This is a genomic window from Arthrobacter sp. CAN_A214 (genome assembly GCF_015751955.1).
Taxonomy (GTDB): Bacteria; Actinomycetota; Actinomycetes; order Actinomycetales; family Micrococcaceae; genus Arthrobacter_D.
The window spans coordinates 142,705-157,717 of the sequence record NZ_JADOUU010000004.1; the positions used below are offsets into that span (position 1 = coordinate 142,705).

Below are 15,013 nucleotides of genomic sequence, written 5' to 3' on the forward strand. Positions count from 1 at the left end.
CCACACTACTGTCCGGACGGCGGTTCGGGGAGGGTAGCGCCCCGGCCGGCTATGCGGGAACCCTGCCGGCCTCCAGGATGACGGTGCGGTCACTCACCGCGTCGGCGAAAGCGACGTCGTGGGTGGCCAGGACGACGCCGCCGCCCCTGCCGGCATGGGCCCAGATGAGTTCGCCCATTCGATTGCGGCCGACGTCGTCGAGCCCTGCGGTGGGTTCATCGAGCGCCCAGAGCCGCGGCCGGGTGGCGATCATCGACGCCACCGCCACGAGGCGGCGCCGGACGAAATCGAGTTCGTACGGGTGCAGCCCGGAGTATTCGAGGAGTCCCACCTCCGCCAATGCCAGCCGGGCCTGCTCGAGTGCGGCCCCACGCTTCCTTCCTGCCGCTCTCGGCCCGTAGGACACTTCGCGCAGGACGGTCCGCTCGAACAGCTGCTGATCGGTGTTCTGGAACAGGTACCCGACCGTTGCCGCGAGTTCCCCTGTCGGCCTGCGGTCCAGCGTCCGCCCGTCGATCCACACCGAACCCGAGGCGGGCCGGAGCAGTCCGTTGAGGTGCTGGAGCAGGGTCGATTTTCCCGACCCGTTGGGCCCGAGCAGTGCCACCACCTCGCCGCGGCGGAGGCGAAAATCGACCCCGGAGATTCCTGCCGGCTTTCCGGCTGCCGGCCCGGGGTAGGTGAAGGAAACGCCCCGCAGCTCAGCGAGGACGCCGTCGTCCTTCGGGCCGACCTCCGGCACGCCGGAGGGGTCGTCCGGAGGGCGGCTGGAGAGCTGACCTGAGAACTTTCCGGAGGGGTAATCCGAAGCGGGATCGTGCGGATGACCGGAAGCAGTGCTTCGGGAGCGCAGCCGGGGCGGCTCCCCCTCCAGACCGATACCGTAGCGACGCAGTCCGGCCTGCCGGGCATCGGCGAGTGTCCCTTCGAAGACGCGGCTCCCTTTCTCCAGGGCGAGGACCCTGACGTCCCCCGGTGGGTGTCTCGGCACCATGGGTTCGCAGATCACCAGCCCCGTACCGTCGGACCTCAGCCGATCGAGGGCAGCCGCGACATCGGCGGCGGCGCCGGCGTCCAGGCCCTGGAAGGGCTCATCGAGGATCAGCACCCGCGGTTCGGCGGCCAGTGCGGCCGCAATGACGGTTTTCTGCAGTTGCCCGCCGGAAAGTGTCCGCGGGTCCCGGTCCAGTAGATCCGTCAGGTGGAGCCTCGCCGCGATGTCCTGGACCGCCGTCCGCAGTTGCCCGGCAGGCATCCCGGAGTTGGCCGGTCCGAAGGCGATCTCCTCAGCGACCGTCGAGGACATCATGGACAGCTGTCCCCAGGCGCCCTGCGCCACATAGCCCACCCGGCTGCTCCACGCGGCAGGGTCGATCCTCGGGTGCGCTCCGTCCCCGAATTCGAGGCGGACCCCCCCGAGGGTGAGCGCACCGCGGAAGATCGTTCCGGCGTCGCCCCCGGTCCGCCCTGCCAGCAGCCGAGCGAGCGAGGTCTTCCCCGATCCGGAGGACCCCACTACGTGCACCTGTTCGCCCGCCTCGACGGTCAACGCGATATCCGCGAGCACGGTGGGGCCGTCGTCGTAGGTGAGGGACGCACATTCGAGGCTGATCATGCCGCTGGGCCTACCGCGAGCCACAGGCAGCTGAACACGACGACGCCGCCCGTCAGAGCCCAGCGTGCTGCCCGCTGGGCTGCGGAGTCGGTGTCAGGCAGGTAACTCGTGCGCCGGACGGTCGAGGAGAATCCTCTCGCTTCAAGCATGTGCGTGCGTTCGGAGGCGTCGACCAGCAGCCCTGTCACCAGCGGTGTGCTCACCATGAGCAGCGCCTCGACCCGTCGAAGACCGCCACGGACCACCAGCCCGCGCGCCTCCTGGGCCTTGCGGATGTGCTGGGCCCGGATCACGACGGAGGGGAGCAGTCCCACGGCCGAACCGATGACGAAGACAAGCTTCCGGTTCCACCCGCGGTGGGTCAGCGTGGACACCAGCTCCGGGATGCTCGCGGTCATCATGACGGTGAGCAGCGCACCCGAGAACACCGCCATGCGCAGCCCCGTCAGTGCCGCGAACTCGAGCCCCTCCACGGTCACCCGTGCTGGCCCCCACTGGGCCAGCACCGAGGTCCCTTCAGGGAAGAACAGGCCGTGAAGTACCAGCGATGAGACGAGGAGGGGCGCCGCGACGACGGCGAGCGCGAGGCCGATACTGCGAGGCTTGCCGGACAGGAGGACGGCAGGAAGGATTCCGGCTACCAGGACCGCGAGTGAGAACTGCCAGCGGTTGACGACCAGCACGAGGACCACCACCAGGGCCGCCGCAAGCAGCTCCGTGAGGGGGTTGAAGATCCTGCGCCGGGGCATCCGCTACCCCCCGGAAGCGCCCGCAGCGGTTGCCGGGCCACGGCCGGCAAGAACCCGGTTCCGCCGGACGAAGGGGAACTGGTTCCGGGCGCGTTCCGGCAGCGCGTACACGATGAGCGCAACGAGCGTGAACACGATCAGCTTGTCGATGGTGTCGGAGGTCAGGCCCTGCTTCGTCGCCGCGACGAGCACGGAATCTCCCATCGCACGGAAGGCCGCGACGATCGCATTCGTGCCCACCGTACCCGCGGCGCCGAACAGGAATGCCGCCACCGGCGCCGCGACCAGTCCGCCCACCGCACCCACGACGAGGCCTGCAAGCGGTGCAAGGTAGACGCGCCGGAAAGCCCCGTACTTCGCGGCGGTGCCCGCGAGCAGGCCGATCAGTGCCGCACCGGCGGCGAAGGGCAACGCGAAGGGATTGAACAGGCCCCAGATCGCGTTGCTCAGCGCACCGGTCGCTGCACCGGCAGCGGGCCCGGCGAGGACTGCGACAAGCACGGTCCCGATGGCGTCGAGGTAGATCTGCAGGCCGAGGCTCCCCGCGGTCTGTCCGATGGCGATGTTCAGGGCGATGCCGAGGGGCATCACCACCAGCGAACTCGTGGTCAGCGTCGGAAGGATCCCGCCTACCAGCAACGCCCCGCCACCCAGGAAACCGAAAAGGGAGACGAGGGACGCCACGCTCCCCCCGCCGCCCGCGACGTCGGCGGGCTGGACCAGCACCAGGTAGAGGTACGTCCCGGCGATGAGCAGGGCCCCGGCCGCGATCAGGGCGCGACGTGGACGGGATGTTTCCCGCTGGGGGGGCAGGGTCAGGGCTGAACTCACTTGCAATCCTTAGGCACGTCGGGAAAGGGTACCGCACCTCATGTCACCTCGGCGCCGACCGCGCTCGATGCGCGGGCAGAACCCAGTTTACCTGCGCCGGTCGGCGCCCCGCGTCCTGGCCAGCGCGGAAAGCCTGGCGATCATCAGGTCGAAGCATTCTCCCGGGTGATTCCCTGAGACCACCCGAGCGTTCGGCGGCTGCCTCCACATCCCGGTGAAGTCGCCGACAGTCTGCCCGATCGTCAGCCGTGAGTCCGTCTCGACGTCCACCGTGGCAAGGCGCGTGGTGTAGCGCGCCTCGTTCGTTGCCACCATCGCGGCGAAGAGATCGTGCAGGTGGGCCACGTACCCCTGGTCATACAGCCGGTGGAATTCCAGGTAGAAGCGGAGGGCATCGGACACGCAGCCGACCACCGGGTTCGCATTGGTGCTCAGTGTGCCGGCGGCATCATCCGGGGACACGCGTTCCCCTCCGGCACCGGCTGCACGGGATAGCCGGTCGATGTGCTCCGGCCGGCACTCGATCCGCTCGGTGGTCTCCAGTGCACACACCACCGGCAGCTTGTCCTCCGGCAGCCCCCGGTACGCAGCGAAGACCTCCCGTGCGGCATGGGGATCCACGGAGACGTTCCACTCCGCGACCGGAGTGGTGTTCCCGGGATAGTTGAAGGCGCCGCCCATGATCACGAGGCCCCGAAGGAGCTCCGGCAGTCGGGGCTCGGCCCTCAGGGCCAGGGCGAAGTTGGTCAGCGGCCCGGTGATCAGTCCGGTGATCTCGCCGGGATGGGCGCGCACGGTCTCCACCCAGACGTCGACGGCGTGGCGTGCCGAGACCTCCTGCCGTGCGGTGGGCAGCACTGCATATCCGATCCCCTGGTCCCCGTGCGTTTCCTCGGTGGTCACGAGGGGCACTTCGAGGGGAACCTCGCTCCCCAGGGCAACCTCGACCCCCTCGCAGCCGCCGAGTTCGAGCAACGCAAGGTTGTTCGCTGCGACCTGGGCTGCACCGACATTTCCGGCAGTGCAGGTGATCGCCTCGAGGGCCACGCCGGGTGTCGCCATCAGGTACAGCAGGGCAACGGCGTCGTCGATGCCGGTGTCGACGTCGAGCAGCAGTCGCGTGTCCGGGGTGGTCTTCGTGGCGATCACGTCACCCTGCCGCCGAGGTGCGCAGCAGCTGCAGCCGGAGGGCGCGTGCGGTTTCCATGTGCACCCTCGCCATGCTGCGTGCGTCGTCGGCCCGGCGCTCGGCAACCGCCCGGATGAGCGCGTCATGCTCTCCGAGGACTTCCTGCCAGCGGTTCCCGACGGACAGCGTGGAGCGAGGTGTATGGATGAGGTGGGTGGAGAGCCGCTGGAGCAGGTCCATGAGGATCGGGTTCCGGGCGGCCGCCCACAGGGTGGTGTGGAACTCGAGGTTGTTGGTGACCTTGGTGTTGTCATCCGGGTCCACCACTGCACGGTCCCGCTCCAGGAGGGCCTCGAGCCGCATCAGGTCCGCTGCTCCACGGTTGAGGGCCGCCTGACCGGCGGCTTCCTCTTCGAGCATCACGCGCAGGTCGTAGATCTGGATGACCTCCTGGGGGTCGATCTGCGGCACCTGCAGTCCGCGCGCCGCACGCTCCAGGAGCCGCTCGTGCTGCAGGCGGCTCAGCGCCTCGCGGACGGGTGTGCGCGAGACCCCGAACCGCTCGGACACGACCACTTCCCGTAGCGCCGTTCCCGGCGGGTGCACTCCCGAGAGGATCTCGTTACGGAGGATCCGGAAGATCGCGTCGCCGTCCATCCGCGCCGACACCTCGGTCGATTCAGCCATGGTGCCTCCCTCGGGTGCTGTTGAGCGGTGGCGCTCCGGTGATGACGATGGTGTTCCGTCCGAACGAACGGGGCAGGGCGGTGGATGCCGGAGAGGCCTTCCACCGCCCTGCCCAGAGTTCCTGGCCGAGGAGATTCCTAGCCGACGAGCTGGCGCAGGACGTACTGCAGGATGCCGCCGTTCCGGTAGTAGTCGGCCTCACCCGGGGTGTCGATGCGGAGCACGGCGTCGAACGTGATCGCGTTCCCGCTTTCCGGCCGTGCGGTGACCCTGACCGTCGCCGGCGTCCGGCCCTCGTTCAGCTCGGTCACGCCGCTGACCGAGAACGTCTCGGTACCGGTGAGGCCGAGGCTTTCGGCGTTCTGGCCCTCCGGGTACTGCAGTGGCAGCACTCCCATGCCGATGAGGTTGGAGCGGTGGATGCGCTCGTAGCTCTCCGCGACAACTGCCTTGACGCCCAGGAGGGCGGTGCCCTTGGCTGCCCAGTCGCGCGATGATCCCGATCCGTACTCCTTGCCGGCGAGCACCACGAGCGGCGTTCCTGCCGCGCGGTAGTTCTCGGTGGCGTCGTAGACGGCGGTCTGCGGTGCATCCGGCTGGGAGAAGTCCCGCGTGAAGCCGCCCTCTACTCCGTCGAGGAGCTGGTTCTTGATGCGGATGTTCGCGAAAGTGCCACGGATCATCACCTCGTGGTTTCCGCGGCGCGATCCGAAGGAGTTGAAGTCCTTGCGCTCCACACCCTTCTCGAGCAAGTACTTTCCTGCCGGGGTGTCGGACTTGAACGAGCCTGCGGGGCTGATGTGATCGGTGGTGACCGAATCGCCGAGCTTCAGGAGCACGCGTGCGCCGTCGATATCCTCGACCGGCTCGGCCTCGGGCTTCATTCCGTCGAAGTACGGCGGCTTCCGGACGTAGGTCGATTCCGGATCCCAGGCGAAGGTGGCGCCGGCGGGCGTGGGCAGAGACTGCCACCGCTCGTCGCCGTCGAAGATGGCTCCGTAGCTGGCCGTGAACATTTCCTCGTTGATCGAGGAGTCCATGACCTGCTGCACCTCGACCGGGTTCGGCCAGATGTCCTTCAGGAAGATATCGGTCCCCGATTCGTCCTGGCCCAGGGGCTCGGTGTCGAAGTCGAAGTCCATGGTCCCTGCCAGTGCGTAGGCGACGACGAGCGGCGGGGAGGCCAGGTAGTTCATCTTCACATCGGGGTTGATGCGGCCTTCGAAGTTGCGGTTCCCGGACAGGACGGCGGTCACGGCGAGGTCGTTGTCCTGGATGGCCTGCGAGATTTCCTCGTCGAGCGGGCCGGAGTTGCCGATGCACGTGGCGCAACCGTAGCCGACCACGAAGAAGCCGAGCTTCTCGAGGTAGGGAATGAGGCCCGACTTCTCGTAGTAGTCGGTGACGACCTTCGATCCGGGGGCGACCGAAGTCTTGACCCAGGGCTTGGAGACCAGGCCCTTCTCCACCGCGTTGCGCGCCAACACGGCGGCTGCGAGCATCACCGAGGGGTTGGAGGTGTTGGTGCACGAGGTGATCGATGCGATGCTAACCGCGCCGTGGTCGATCTCGAATTCGCGGCCGTCCTTCAGGGAGACGGTCACCTTCTTCGACGGGCGGCTGGCGGGGCCTTCTTCCTCGGACACGGTCTCGCGGGGCTTGGCGTTCTCGTCGATCGTGGTCGATGACATGCCTGCGGTGAAACTCGGGCTGTCCGACGCCGGGAAGCTTTCCTCCGACGCCTCGTCCACCGTTCCCCTCGCAGCCTCGGCGATATCGGGATCATTGGAGTAGTTGCGCAGGTCCTCGCGGAACTGGCTCTTCGACTTGGTGAGCGCCACGCGGTCCTGCGGCCGCTTGGGACCGGCGATCGACGGGACCACTGTGGAGAGATCGAGCTCCAGGTACTCCGAGAACCGGATGTCCTTCGACGGGTCGTGCCACAGCCCCTGTTCCTTGGCGTACGCCTCGACGAGTGCCACGTTCTCCGCCGGACGCCCGGTGAGGCGCAGGTAGTCGAGCGTGACGTCGTCGATGGGGAACATCGCGGCGGTGGAACCGAACTCGGGGCTCATGTTGCCGATGGTGGCGCGGTTGGCCAGCGGCACTGCGGCAACGCCTTCGCCGTAGAACTCCACGAACTTGCCGACGACGCCGTGTTTGCGCAGCTGCTGGGTGATGGTCAGCACGACGTCGGTGGCGGTGGCACCGGCGGGGATCTCACCGGTGAGCTTGAAGCCGACGACGCGCGGAATCAGCATGGAGACGGGCTGGCCGAGCATGGCGGCCTCGGCCTCGATGCCGCCGACGCCCCAGCCGAGTACGCCGAGACCGTTGACCATGGTGGTGTGTGAATCCGTGCCGACGCAGGTATCCGGGTAGGCGCGGAGGACTTTCACTCCATCGACGTCGACCTCTCGGGTCATGACGGTGCGGGCGAGGTATTCGAGGTTGACCTGGTGGACGATGCCCATTCCGGGCGGCACCACCTTGAAGTCATCGAACGCCGTCTGGCCCCAGCGCAGGAACTGGTACCGCTCTCCGTTGCGCTGGTATTCGATCTCCATGTTGCGCTCGAGGGCACCGGCGTTGCCGAAGGCGTCGATCTGGACGGAGTGGTCGATGACCAGCTCGGCGGGCGCCAGCGGGTTCACGCGGGTAGGATCTCCACCGAGCTCCGCCACCGCTTCGCGCATCGTCGCCAGGTCCACCACGCAGGGGACACCGGTGAAGTCCTGCATGATGACGCGTGCCGGCGTGAACTGGATCTCGGTACTGGGCTGTGCGTCGGCGTCCCACTGGGCAAGCGCCCGGACATGGTCCGCCGTGATGTTGGCTCCGTCTTCGGTGCGCAACAGGTTCTCCAGCAGAACCTTGAGGCTGTACGGGAGACGCTCGGAGCCCTCCACCGCATTCAGCCGGAAAATCTCGTACTCGGCGCCGGCTACATCAAGTGTGCCCTTTGAGCCGAATGAATCCGCTGTCGTCATGACAGGGCTCCCTTCAATGGAATGTCGTGTGTCTCCAATTCTATTACGCATCCCCTGCAATGTATACATTCGTACACATTCCGTCCGGAAGGGCTCGAATGGAGCACGCCTCCGGCGTGCCGGTGCATTTCGCTGCGAACCGGCTCGGACGAAGGTGTCCCTGAAAAGCCGGGGCCTTCGGGGTTAGGCTGAAGCACGACCGACACCGCATCCAAAGGGGAATCACTGTGACGAAGACACCCTCTCCAACACCCGGAACCCATAACGACGGCGCTCCCGTGCACCACTGGCGGGAGGATGTTCTGGAACCGCGCAGCGGGAACTCCGGGCATCCCGCGGACAACATCCGGGAGCAGCAGGGCAACCATGAGGGGGGCATGGTCCCGGCCAGCTACACCGGTGACGGCAAACCCCTGCACTCCGAGGATGACCTCTCCCCCGAGGATGCCGTTGAGCGTGCTGAGGAATGGGACTCCGAGGCCTGACACCGGATCCGGTGCCGCGGACGATGCAACCTTCGCGCTACCCTCCAGGCGGTATCTTGGGCCCATGCTCCGCTGGATGTCGGTAGGCATTCCTCGACCGTCGCCTCCGGGGTTCAGTTCTGCCCCGGCCCCGTAAGGCCGGGCGGCGATCAACAGAAAAGGGAATCACATGCCTGGGAACAAAGCCGTTGCCTACAAGGGACCTGGAAAAGTTGAAGTCATCGATATTGATTACCCCACCTTCGAGCTCAAGGACGGGCCGGGCGTCAACCCGGCGAATATCGGCCGGAAACTCAACCATGGCGTCATCCTGAAGACGGTAACGACCAATATCTGCGGATCGGACCAGCACATGGTCCGCGGGCGCACCACGGCGCCGTCCGACCTCGTGCTCGGACACGAGATCACCGGCGAGGTCGTGGAGGTGGGGCCGGACGTCGAATTCATCAAGGTGGGTGACATCTGCTCGGTCCCCTTCAACATCTCATGTGGCCGGTGCCGCAACTGCAAGGAGCGCAAGACCGGCATCTGCCTCAACGTGAATCCCGCGCGCCCCGGCGCCGCATACGGCTACGTGGACATGGGGGGCTGGGTCGGAGGGCAGGCGGAGTACGTCCTGGTGCCCTACGCCGACTGGAACCTGCTGAAGTTCCCGGACCGCGATCAGGCCCTCGAGAAGATCCTGGACCTCACCATGCTCTCCGATATCTTCCCCACGGGATTCCACGGCGCAGTGACGTCGGGAGTGGGAGTGGGTTCCACGGTCTATATCGCAGGGGCCGGCCCCGTCGGCCTTGCGGCTGCGGTGTCGGCGCAACTGCTGGGCGCCGCCGTCGTGATCGTGGGCGATCTCAACGAGGGGCGCCTTGCGCAGGCCCGCAGTTTCGGGTGCGAGACGGTCGACGTGTCGAAGGGCGATCCCCGGGACCAGATCGAGCAGCTTCTCGGGGTTCCCGAGGTCGACTGCGGCGTGGATGCGGTGGGCTTCGAGGCGCGCGGTCATGGCGCGGGCTCGTCGAGCGAGGCCCCGGCCACTGTGCTGAACTCCCTCATGGAAGTCACGACCGCCGGTGGCGCGCTGGGCATTCCGGGGCTTTACGTCACGGGCGATCCCGGGGCGGTGGACGATGCGGCCAAGGTGGGCTCGCTGTCCATCAGCCTCGGCACCGGGTGGGCGAAATCCCTGTCCTTCACCACGGGGCAATGTCCCGTCATGAAGTACAACCGGGGGCTTATGATGGCGATCCTGCATGACAAGGTGTCCATTGCGAAGGCAGTGAACGCGAAGGCGATCGGTCTCGACGAGGCGCCGCGTGGCTATGAGGAGTTCGACGCCGGTGCGGCGACCAAGTACGTCCTCGACCCCCACGGGTATGTAGCGGCGTAGCCTTCCCCTGCCGCCCCCACGGCAGGGGCAGCACACTGGATCGGTTGGCCTGCAGCGAAGGCTGTGGGCCAACCGGCCGCTTCTCCTTCCTGCTCTCCTCCCGTTGCGCCCCAGGGGTTTCGGATGCCGGATACGTGCGAGGCAGCCGAGCTGAACTACCGGAACAGAGAATCGCCGAGCAGACCGGCCAGCAGCCCCTTCTGTTGCGGGGTGGTGCGCTCCAGGCGGCCCGTCGCCGTGTCCAGGAATGCCAGTACAGTTTGTGCCTTGACGCAGATCTCGTTCGTCACCGGGTCCACCACCAGGTAGTCCATGGTCAGGCTTGCCGGCTTGATGGCACTGATCCAGACGTCCACAAGAACGGGTGCGCCCCGGTATTCGAGGGAGGCGGTGTAGCGCACTCGATGCTCGACGACGAGCGCCTGCACGCCGTGCGCAATGCCCGAGAACAGGGACACCTGCCCCGCCGGCGCCTCCAGGGTCCCGGCCCCCGTCCCTGTCGGCGCGCCGAAGACCGCGATCCGCGCCTCTTCGAGGATGCGCAGCACCTGCACGTTGTTGATATGCCCGTAGGCGTCCATGTCGCTCCACCGGAGCGCAATGGCGCAGCGTAGCGCGGCAGGAGGGGCAGGGTTCATCCCTCTGTTGTATCCCATTTCCTGCCCCGCATAAGGGCCTTGCCGCATCAGGCAGCGGCAGTGTGGCATACGGGTAACACTTTCGCCACTTTATCCCCAGTCAGCGAACGCAAAGTCAAGCACCGTTCGATCTCGGTTTGGCAACAATCGACTTATGCTCTAGGGTGAGGAAAGTTCCCCGGTAGGGGATCCCACAAAGTTGCCGGTTGTTACCGCGCAATCGCATATGCCCGGCACCGCCCTCCACCGCATGCTGCTCATGTGGCGGTCGCCAACCAAGACCACTAAACGTCAAGGGTGAGCAGCGGCGCAACGAACTCCGGGGACGGAACGAGTGCGGGTGGCCTTTTGGAGCATCGTACCCATGAAGAATCAGAAACTTGTTACTAACGCGCGCCGCGGCCTTGCCGGTCTCGCACTCTCCGGTCTCGCACTCGGAGCCGCAGCAGGCTCCGCGAATGCAGCTCCGGCCAGCGACTGGGATCGCCTCGCACAGTGCGAGAGCGGCGGAGACTGGAGCATCAACACCGGAAACGGCTTCTCCGGCGGGCTTCAGTTCACGCCTTCCACCTGGGCGGCATTCGGCGGCCAGGGCGCGCCCCAGAACGCATCCCGCGAGACGCAGATCCAGGTCGCAGAGAACGTTCTTGCCGGTCAGGGCTGGGGCGCATGGCCTGCCTGCTCCGCCAAGCTCGGCCTGAGTAGCGCAGCCGCTCCCGGCCAGGTCTCACTCCAGCAGAATGCCGCTGCCGTGGCGCCCGCTCCGGTAGCGCAGGTTCCGGTTCAGGCCCAGGCTCCAGTCGTAGCCCAGGCTCCCGTCGTGGCCCAGGCTCCCGTCCAGGCCGTCGTGCCAGCTCCGGTTGCGGCAGCTCCTGCCGCCGTGGCCGCACCCGTCCACACTCCAGTAGCCGCGGCTCCTGCCGCCGTGGCCGCACCCGTTCACACTCCCGTGGCCGCGGCTCCTGCGCTGAGCGGCGAGACCTACACCATCCAGGCCGGCGATACGCTCCACATCATCGCCACCAAGCTCGGCGTGGCCGGTGGGTGGCAGGCTCTGTATGCAGCCAATACCGACACCGTCATCCACGCTGACCTCATCTTCACCGGTGCCGTACTGCAGCTTCCCGCCTAGGGAACAGTCCCCACCGTCTCATCGGGCTGGTTGATCCAGTTCGTCGGGCCATAGAGAACCCCTGCCTCCTTCGGGAGCAGGGGTTCTCTGCGTCCAACCCGCAATAGGTCTCAATCCGTACCACCGAGGAAGACTCGGCTACGCGAGGCCAGCGCGTTTGAGGGCTTCCGCCATTGCCCCGGTTGACGGTACTCCATCCCCGCCAGGGCGTGGAGCTGCCTTTCGCTCCTTCCCGGTCGCCGGCACGCCGGCGCCACCTGGGCGCCCGGCGCCCTTCGGTTCCGGGCCGGCGGCCGGCTCGTCGCTCCGCCGTCGTCCGTTCCCGCCCGAACGAACCGGCACCCGTGCGGCGTCGTCGTCGAGGCGCATCGTGAGGGCGATTCGCTTGCGCTCGGTATCGGCTTCCACCACGCGGACCCGCACCACCTGGCCGGATCGGACCACCTGGTGTGGATCGCTGACAAAGCGGTTCGCCATCGCAGAAACGTGCACGAGGCCGTCCTGGTGCACTCCCACATCGACGAAAGCGCCGAAGGCCGCGACGTTGGTCACCACGCCGTCGAGGATCATGCCCGGAATCAGGTCCGAAATGTGCTCCACCCCTTCCTGGAAGGATGCGGTGGTGAATTCGGGCCTCGGATCGCGGGCCGGCTTCTCCAGTTCCGCCAGAATGTCCAGGACCGTCGGCAGGCCGAAATCAGCGTTGACGAACTCCTGCGGATCGAGGGTACGAACCGGGGAGCCCGCTGCGGCGGCAAGCATCCTGCGGGCGAGAGGGTAGGCCTCCGGGTGCACGCTGGAGGCGTCGAGGGCTTCAGCCCCGCCGCTCACCCGCAGGAATCCCGCGCATTGCTCGAATGCTTTCGCACCGAGCCGTGGAACCTTGAGGAGATCGGCGCGCCGCGGGAACGGCCCGTTCGTGTTGCGGTGGGCGACGATATTCTCGCTCAGTAGCGTTCCGACGCCTGCAACCCTGGCCAGCAGCGCAGGGGATGCAGTATTGACGTCGACTCCCACCGCGTTGACGCAGTCCTCGATCACTGCGGCGAGGGACCGCTCCAGCTTCGCGGGAGCCACGTCGTGCTGGTACTGGCCGACGCCGATCGATTTCGGATCGATCTTCACGAGCTCGGCGAGCGGGTCCTGCAACCTGCGCGCTATTGATACGGCTCCGCGCAGCGACACGTCCATACCCGGCAGCTCGGCCGAGGCGAGTGCAGAGGCCGAATAGACGGAGGCCCCTGCCTCTGACACCACCAGCTTCTGGAGCTTTCGCTCCGGCATCCGACGCAGGAGTTCCGAGGCCAGCTTGTCTGTTTCACGGGAGGCCGTGCCGTTGCCGATGGCGAGGAGCTCGACATCGTGCCTCTCGATCAGCCCGGCCAGCGTCGAGAGTGCGCCCTCCCAATTGTTCCGTGGCGCATGCGGGTAGACGGTCTCGGTGGCCACCGCCCGGCCCGTGCCGTCCACTACTGCCACTTTCACGCCGGTCCGCAGGCCCGGGTCGAGGCCGAGTGCCGGTCGACTTCCGGCAGGCGCCGCCAGCAGGACATCGCGCAGGTTCGCGGCGAACACCCGGACGGCCTCGGTCTCGGCATTCGCGAAAAGCCGCGCCCGGACATCCAGTGAGAGCTTGGTGAGGATGCGCCGCCAGGCCTGCTGGACGGTCTGTAGAAGCCACGCGTCGGAGGGGCGTCCGCGGTCCGTCACGCCGAGCGCTCTTGCGACAGCGTTCTCGAAACCGGCGCGGGCCGCCACGAGGGCTGCGGGATCGGACGGCGGCGCCTCGTGCACACTCACCTCGAGCACGCCTTCCTGCTCGCCCCGGAACAATGCCAGGACGCGGTGGGAAGGCATTGATGCGGGAGTCTGGAAGAAGTCGAAGTAGTCGCGGAACTTCTGGCCGCCCGCTTCCTGCTCCCTGGCCACCCGGGAGCGAAGCACGCCCTTGCTCCACAGCCGTTCCCGAGCTGTGGTGAGGAGGTCTGCGTTCTGTGCGGCACGCTCCAGAAGGATGGCACGCGCGCCGGCGAGCGCGTCCTCCGGTGTCGACACCGCAGCGCCGAGATACCGCAGAGCTTCGACGCCGGGTTCAAGGGCAGGCCGGGCGAGGAGGGCGTCGGCCAGCGGCTCGAGACCGGCCTCCCGCGCCACCTGGGCCTTGGTCCGGCGCGTCGTCCGGTACGGCAGGTAGACGTCCTCGAGCCTGGATTTGGTGTCAGCGGCGTTGATGAGCCTGTCGAGCTCGGGGGTCAGCTTGCCCTGCGCCTGGATCGCCTCGCGGACGGCCCGCCGTCGTTCGTCGAGTTCACGCAGGTAGCGCAACCGCTCATCGAGGGTGCGCAGGTCGGTGTCGTCGAGCGTCCCCGTCAGCTCCTTGCGGTACCGGGCGATGAACGGGACGGTGGCGCCGGAGTCGAGCAGTTCCACCGCTGCCCGGACCTGCCAGGGCCGCACTCCGATTTCGCGGGCGAGCTGGTCGAAAAGGGCGGAGTCCGGGGCCGGGGATCGGGGGTTCACTCGTGCAATTGTTCCTTACTCCGCGGAGTGGAACGAATACCCGGAAGACAGCAGGCTCAGGCGCAGGTTTCCTCGTCGATGGTGATGTTGAGGTTGTGCGGCACCGAATACTCGCGATCCGGAGTGGAGAAGTTCACCAGCACGTTCTCGGCCGTTCCGCGCTGGACACCCTCATCGAGTTGAACGGCCACCACGATGTTGATGTGCTGGTCCGGTTCGAAGAGGTATCCGTTCGCAGGAACGGGCTCCACCGAGAAGGTGCTTGGCGCCGAAGCTTCCGGTGTCGGAACTTCCTCATGCTCCGCGTGGGCACTCGGCCCTGCTCCGTGATTGCCATGGCCCTCACGGTTGGCCGGCGTGATCTCGGCGGAGACCGCGGTGAGTCCCTCGGGCGCACCGAGGCTGATATCGCCGAAGACGAAACTCTGCAGGGTGGGATTGTGAAGCATCACCGTGTACGTGAGGACGCCGCCTTCCGGCTGGACGCCGCACAGCTTCGCGCCGTCGGCACCGACGTTGAGCGGGTCGTCCCCCAGCTTCTCGCCCAGGAAGGTGGCGTCCGCCGCGCTCTCACTGGTGAACGGCTCGCCTTCGGCGCTCCGGCCACCCGCGTCCTGCTCCGCGGCATCCGGTCCGGCCTCGCCCTGGACGTTCCGCGCCGTGTTGACGTCGAGCGGGTTGTCCTCCGCCACCGCGCATCCGGACAGCAGCGCGAGGGAAAGGCTTCCCGCAGTGAGGAACCCGCCCGTCCTGTACCTGAATCTCGTCACGCCAGTGCCACCTGTTCGATAATTTGCCGGTTGCCGCGGCCGTCGGGACTGCAGCGCCTTTGGTTGTCATTCGCCGCGCC

General features: G+C 67.1%; 12 protein-coding genes. 3 read left to right on the forward strand and 9 right to left on the reverse strand.

The window, feature by feature from the left end; all coding sequences use genetic code 11:
* Positions 1-49: 49 nt before the first annotated feature.
* From IWX65_RS05780 to IWX65_RS05805, 6 genes are all read right to left on the reverse strand, one after another.
* Positions 50-1,615: an ABC transporter ATP-binding protein gene (locus IWX65_RS05780; protein WP_196881494.1), complete on the reverse strand. Its 1,566-nt coding sequence runs from the start codon at positions 1,613-1,615 to the stop codon at positions 50-52.
* Entirely contained in the window at positions 1,612-2,364 is a 753-nt protein-coding gene (locus IWX65_RS05785; protein WP_196881495.1) for an energy-coupling factor transporter transmembrane component T, read from the reverse strand. The genes IWX65_RS05780 and IWX65_RS05785 overlap by 4 nt, the downstream gene beginning before the upstream one ends.
* A 3-nt stretch (positions 2,365-2,367) precedes the next feature.
* On the reverse strand, positions 2,368-3,195 hold the full coding sequence (locus IWX65_RS05790) for an ECF transporter S component (RefSeq protein ID WP_196881496.1): 828 nt from the start codon (positions 3,193-3,195) through the stop codon (positions 2,368-2,370).
* A gap of 87 nt (positions 3,196-3,282) precedes the next feature.
* Positions 3,283-4,344 (reverse strand): nucleoside hydrolase, encoded by a 1,062-nt coding sequence (locus IWX65_RS05795; RefSeq protein WP_196881580.1) that lies wholly within the window; start codon positions 4,342-4,344, stop codon positions 3,283-3,285.
* 1 nt (position 4,345) lies between these two features.
* Entirely contained in the window at positions 4,346-5,011 is a 666-nt protein-coding gene (locus IWX65_RS05800) for a GntR family transcriptional regulator (protein WP_196821406.1), read from the reverse strand.
* A gap of 137 nt (positions 5,012-5,148) precedes the next feature.
* Positions 5,149-8,001: an aconitate hydratase gene (locus IWX65_RS05805; RefSeq protein WP_196881497.1), complete on the reverse strand. Its 2,853-nt coding sequence runs from the start codon at positions 7,999-8,001 to the stop codon at positions 5,149-5,151.
* 227 nt (positions 8,002-8,228) lie between these two features.
* Between IWX65_RS05805 and IWX65_RS05810 the strand changes: the two genes are divergently transcribed.
* Both IWX65_RS05810 and fdhA read left to right on the forward strand, forming a co-directional pair.
* Positions 8,229-8,486 carry a hypothetical protein gene (locus tag IWX65_RS05810; RefSeq protein ID WP_196881498.1) on the forward strand — a complete coding sequence of 86 codons (258 nt, stop codon included), beginning with the start codon at positions 8,229-8,231 and terminating at the stop codon, positions 8,484-8,486.
* Between the two features lie 169 nt (positions 8,487-8,655).
* Positions 8,656-9,873, forward strand: coding sequence for a formaldehyde dehydrogenase, glutathione-independent (fdhA, locus tag IWX65_RS05815; protein ID WP_196821403.1), 1,218 nt, complete (start codon positions 8,656-8,658; stop codon positions 9,871-9,873).
* Positions 9,874-10,028: 155 nt separating this feature from the next.
* On the opposite strand, the gene IWX65_RS05820 is transcribed toward fdhA, so the two are convergent.
* The gene (locus IWX65_RS05820) at positions 10,029-10,529 is read right to left on the reverse strand and encodes an acyl-CoA thioesterase (RefSeq protein ID WP_334683684.1); all 501 of its coding nucleotides are present in this window, start codon (positions 10,527-10,529) and stop codon (positions 10,029-10,031) included.
* Between the two features lie 346 nt (positions 10,530-10,875).
* Between IWX65_RS05820 and IWX65_RS05825 the strand changes: the two genes are divergently transcribed.
* Positions 10,876-11,643 (forward strand): transglycosylase family protein, encoded by a 768-nt coding sequence (locus IWX65_RS05825; RefSeq protein ID WP_196881499.1) that lies wholly within the window; start codon positions 10,876-10,878, stop codon positions 11,641-11,643.
* Positions 11,644-11,781: 138 nt separating this feature from the next.
* Here IWX65_RS05825 and IWX65_RS05830 read toward each other — a convergent pair whose 3' ends face one another.
* A complete protein-coding gene (locus IWX65_RS05830; RefSeq protein ID WP_334683685.1) occupies positions 11,782-14,163 on the reverse strand; it encodes a Tex family protein in 2,382 nt (793 codons plus the stop codon).
* A 56-nt stretch (positions 14,164-14,219) separates the two neighbouring features.
* On the reverse strand, positions 14,220-14,933 hold the full coding sequence (locus IWX65_RS05835) for a hypothetical protein (protein WP_196881500.1): 714 nt from the start codon (positions 14,931-14,933) through the stop codon (positions 14,220-14,222).
* Positions 14,934-15,013 lie beyond the last annotated feature (80 nt).